This is a genomic window from Pseudomonas sp. PICF6, from assembly GCF_009831705.1.
Lineage (GTDB): Bacteria > Pseudomonadota > Gammaproteobacteria > Pseudomonadales > Pseudomonadaceae > Aquipseudomonas > Aquipseudomonas rhizophila.
In genome coordinates this window covers 154,328-159,249 of sequence record NZ_WUUD01000032.1, presented here as the reverse complement: position 1 = coordinate 159,249, position 4,922 = coordinate 154,328, and the positions used below count along the sequence as shown (strand labels likewise).

Sequence of the window (4,922 nt, the reverse complement as noted above, 5' to 3'; positions counted from 1 at the left end):
AATCCAAAGGGGACCTGGCCGAGGTGCTGGCCTGATGCGCAACGGTTTCGCCCTGGCGTTGTTGCTGTGGGCGGGGGTGGTGGTCGCAGGTCCTGCACCGCAGTTGAAGTTGCTGTCCGAGCATGCCGTCGAGGATTTGCGTGGCGGTAACTTGTCCGGGCTGGCCGTGTGCGGGGGTGAAATGTGGACGGTGTCGGATCGCGATGACGATCGGATCTACCGTCTCAAGTCTTCTGATGCGCCGGTCTGGCAGGCAGAAGCCGTTGAAATCGAGGTGCCGCCGGTGCCGGACAGCGGTTTGCCGTGGGGTTTGAGATCGCGGACCTGGGCGGCGTCGTACCTGCGCGGTGGCGAACTGGATTTCGAAGGCATCAGTTGTGATAGTGCCGGCAATCGCTACGTGGTCAGTGAATCCCATGCCGCAGTGTTGCAGGTGTCGCCGACGGGCGCCGCGTCCTGGTTGAAAATCGGACCGGCGATGATCCGCCAGGCGCGGGCCAGCGGCATGTTGCTGCATTTCAATGCGTTGTTTGAAGGCTTGGCGATCAATCCGGCCGGTGATCAGCTATGGCTGGCCGCTGAGCGGGAGCGTCGCGGGTTGTTGCTGATCAAGCGTCAGCAAGCGGTGTGGGAGTGTGATGGCAACTGCGTGTTGCTCAGTGAAGCGGGGAAGCAGATGCAACCTGAGCAGTTTCTCAATGCCCGGGCGGTATCACGGGATTTCGCCGATCTGTCACTGTTCGACGGCAAGCTGTTTACCCTGGAGCGCAACGCTTATCAGATCTGCCGGCGTGACTCGCAAACCGCTCAAGTGGAGCGTTGCTGGTCGTTCGCCGCCGAGGCGTTGCAGGAAAACCGTCGTTATTCACAGAACTACGGCTTGGCCGAAGCGCTGGTGGTGGATGCCGAGGGCGCCTGGGTTGGTCTGGATAACAACGACGGGGCACGGGCCGACGGTGAACGGCGGCCGATCATCTGGCGCTTTGCCGCGCCGGACGGTGGTTGGGGCGCCACGCCATGAGCCAGCAACCGCCGGGCAAGCGCGCCGGCCGGGTGTTGATGATACTGGCCTGGTGCGCGGCGCTGTTTCTGGCGACGCGGTTTTTTGCCCAGTGGGAGCAGCGTGCGCAGAATCCCAATACCGAGGTGTATTCGCAAAAGGGTGAAGGTTTTATCGAGGTGAAGCTGGTCAGCAATAAACAGGGGCATTTTGTCGCCAGCGGCCAGATCAACGGCCAACCGGTGGACTTCATGCTCGACACCGGCGCCACGGACGTGGCGATCCCGCAGGAGCTGGCTGCGCGCCTCAAGCTGGAAAAAGGTTTCGGTGTGACGTTGAGCACCGCCAACGGTTTGAGCGAGGGTTATCGCACCCGTATCGACCGTTTGCAATTGGGTGACATCGTATTGCGCGATGTCCGTGCCCTGGTGGCGCCAGGCCTGGGCGGCACGCAAGTGCTGCTGGGCATGAGCGCCCTGAACAAACTTGAATTTACCCAGCGCGGCGGCACCATGTTGCTGCGCCAGACAACGAACTGATGAGGCCCGCATGAGCGACATTCTTGCAGACAGCTTAGACGGCGTAGAGCGCCGGTCGCTGGCTGACTTCACCGAAAATGCCTACCTCAATTACTCCATGTACGTGATCATGGACCGCGCCTTGCCGCACATCGGCGACGGTCTGAAGCCGGTTCAGCGGCGGATCATCTACGCCATGAGTGAGCTGGGGCTGGATGCCGATTCCAAGCACAAGAAGTCGGCGCGTACCGTCGGTGACGTGCTGGGTAAGTTCCATCCTCACGGCGATTCGGCCTGCTACGAAGCCATGGTGCTGATGGCCCAGCCGTTCAGCTACCGCTACACCCTGGTGGACGGCCAGGGGAACTGGGGTGCGCCAGACGATCCCAAGTCTTTTGCTGCCATGCGTTACACCGAGGCGCGGCTGTCGCGTTATTCCGAGGTGCTGCTCAGCGAGCTGGGCCAAGGCACCGCAGACTGGGGGCCTAACTTCGACGGTACTCTCGATGAACCCCTGGTGTTGCCAGCGCGTTTGCCGAACATCCTGCTCAATGGCACCACCGGTATCGCCGTGGGCATGGCCACCGATGTGCCGCCCCACAACCTGCGGGAAGTGGCCACCGCGTGCGTGCGCTTGCTGGACGAGCCCAAAGCCACGGTGGAGCAGCTCTGCGAACACATTCAGGGCCCGGACTACCCAACCGAAGCGGAAATCATCACCCCGCGCGCCGACCTGCTGAAGATCTACGAAACCGGTCGCGGTTCGGTGCGTATGCGCGCGGTGTACCACATCGAAGATGGCGACATCATCGTCACCGCCCTGCCGCACCAGGTTTCCGGGGCCAAGGTGCTGGAACAGATTGCCGCGATGATGCAGGCAAAACCGTCGAAAGCACCGCAAGTCGCTGACCTGCGCGACGAATCCGACCACGAGAACCCCTGCCGGATCGTGATTATTCCGGTCAACAGTCGGGTTGATCATGACGCGCTGATGCAGCACCTGTTTGCCAGTACCGATCTTGAGTCCAGCTACCGGGTCAACATCAACATCATCGGTCTGGACGGCAAGCCACAGCTGAAAAACCTGCGGGCGCTGCTGGTGGAATGGCTGGAGTTCCGGGTCAAGACCGTGCGCCGGCGCCTGCAATTTCGCCTGGACAAGGTCGAACGTCGCCTGCACCTGTTGGACGGTTTGCTGATTGCCTACCTCAACCTGGATGAAGTGATTCATATCATCCGTACCGAGGAGCACCCCAAGGCCAGCCTGATCGAGCGTTTCGCCTTGAGCGAAATCCAGGCCGACTACATTCTCGATACCCGCCTGCGGCAACTGGCGCGGCTGGAAGAGATGAAGCTGCGGGCCGAGCAGGATGAACTGCTCAAGGAGCAGGCCAAGCTGCAAGCCTTGCTGGGCAGCGAAGCCAAGCTCAAGAAGCTGGTGCGCACCGAACTGCTCAAGGACGCCGAAACCTACGGCGACGACCGTCGCTCGCCTATCGTCGAGCGCGCCGAAGCCAAGGCGCTGAGTGAGCACGATCTGCTGCCGAACGAGAAAGTGACTGTCGTGCTGTCAGAAAAAGGTTGGGTACGCTCTGCCAAAGGTCATGATATTGACGCGACGGGGCTTTCCTACAAGGCCGGGGATGGCTTCAAGGCCCTGGCGGCCGGGCGTTCCAACCAGTTTGCGGTGTTCGTCGACTCCACCGGGCGCAGTTATTCGGTGCCGGCGCATACCCTGCCATCGGCTCGCGGACAGGGCGAGCCACTGACCGGTCGATTAACTCCTCCACCGGGTGCAACTTTTGAATGCGTGCTGATGCCTGATGATGACGGGCTGTACGTTATTGCGTCGGACGCCGGCTACGGGTTTGTCGTCAAGGGTGAGGACCTGCAAGCCAAGAACAAGGCGGGCAAGGCGTTGTTGAGCCTGCCGAATAACGCCAAGGTCATAGCGCCGCGACCTGTGTCCGATCGTGAGAACAACTGGCTGGCATCGGTGACGACCGAAGGTCGGTTGCTGGTCTTCAAAATCAGTGACTTGCCACAGTTGGGTAAAGGTAAAGGCAACAAGATCATCGGTATTTCCGGCGAACGGGTGGCAAGTCGTGAGGAATATGTCACGGATATTGCAGTGTTGCCGGAAGGCGCCACGCTTGTGCTGCAGGCTGGAAAGCGTACGCTTTCGTTGAAGGCAGACGATCTTGAACACTACAAAGGTGAACGCGGTCGGCGGGGCAACAAGCTTCCGAGAGGGTTTCAGCGGGTCGATGCACTGCTCGTCGAAAACCTCAATTAAGCGTGCTAGAGCGCTCGGTCTGCGATTAAAAGCCGCAGATCGGCACTTTCGCGCTGGAGTCGGAGCGCATATTCACGGATGATAGGCCCTTTCAAGCGCCGGCGTGGCCGAGCGTTCTTCATATTGACCGAGTATTTTTTCACTGTGGTAAGCCTTGTGGCCGCCACCTGGACGGGACGATGACTGCTCTGCGCCTTCCTATTTTGTGGCTCGCCGGCCTGCTTGGCCTGGCGGGCTGTAGCGTCAATCAGCCAGTGTCGCTGTATCAACTCGACAGCGGAAACCCGGCCCAGCCTGCACAAAGCGCAGGCATGGCGGTATTACTGGGCCCGGTATTGATTGCCGATTACCTGCAACGTGAAACCCTATTGCAACGCCAACCGGACGGCAGCCTGCAGGCCGCCACCGACGGTCGTTGGGCCGGCAGCCTGTCGTCGGACATTGACCAGCTGTTGCTGCGTCAGGTCGCCGGGCATCTGGACAGCCAGCGCGTGGTACTCGCGCCGGCCACCCAGGGCTTTACCCCGGATGTTCAGGTCTTGCTGTCGATTACCCGGCTGGATTCGGGCGAATCGCAACCGGCGGTACTGGATGCCCAGTGGCGCCTGATCGATCGTCGCGGAAAGGTTCGCGAGAACCGGATCATTCATCTGCAGGAGCAACATGCCGGCGGTACCGCGGCGCAGGTCCAGGCTCAGGGCGTGCTGCTGCAACGTCTGGCCGAGCAACTGTCCGTGGCGCTCAAGCCTTTGGCCAACCAGCCGCCTGTCGCAGAGGTGCCGCGCAAATCTGCTCCTGCAGCGACCAAAAAGGTCGAGAAGGAAAAGGACAAGATTCCAATGGCCTTGCCGATCCGTACGGACATGGAAGTGTTCAGGTTCTGATGGTTGAACTGGATGCAAAACAAAGCCCGCGTTGATGCGGGCTTTGTTGTTTCTGTGGGGTGCTGTCTCGGGTGTCTATGCCGGCCTCATCGCGAGCAGGCTCGCTCCCACACTGGATCTGTGGCTAGCAGAGGTCCCTGTGGGAGCGAGCTTGCTCGCGATGAGGTAGGCGAAGGCCACAAAAAAGCCCGCAGACAATCACTCATCTGCGGGCTTCGTCATTT

At 60.7% G+C, this 4,922-nt stretch carries 4 protein-coding genes; all 4 read left to right on the top strand.

The window, feature by feature from the left end:
- The first annotated feature begins 34 nt into the window (after positions 1 to 34).
- A complete protein-coding gene (locus tag GSM73_RS21315) occupies positions 35 to 1,021 on the top strand; it encodes an esterase-like activity of phytase family protein (RefSeq protein ID WP_076382908.1) in 987 nt (328 codons plus the stop codon).
- The gene (locus GSM73_RS21310; RefSeq protein ID WP_076382906.1) at positions 1,018 to 1,539 is read left to right on the top strand and encodes a TIGR02281 family clan AA aspartic protease; all 522 of its coding nucleotides are present in this window, start codon (positions 1,018 to 1,020) and stop codon (positions 1,537 to 1,539) included. Before GSM73_RS21315 ends, GSM73_RS21310 begins: the two co-directional genes overlap by 4 nt.
- 10 nt (positions 1,540 to 1,549) lie before the next feature.
- Positions 1,550 to 3,814, top strand: a complete 2,265-nt coding sequence (gene parC, locus GSM73_RS21305) for a DNA topoisomerase IV subunit A (protein ID WP_047227291.1) — start codon at positions 1,550 to 1,552, stop codon at positions 3,812 to 3,814.
- Positions 3,815 to 3,993: 179 nt separating this feature from the next.
- Entirely contained in the window at positions 3,994 to 4,698 is a 705-nt protein-coding gene (locus tag GSM73_RS21300) for a membrane integrity-associated transporter subunit PqiC (RefSeq protein WP_047227292.1), read from the top strand.
- Positions 4,699 to 4,922: the final 224 nt, after the last annotated feature.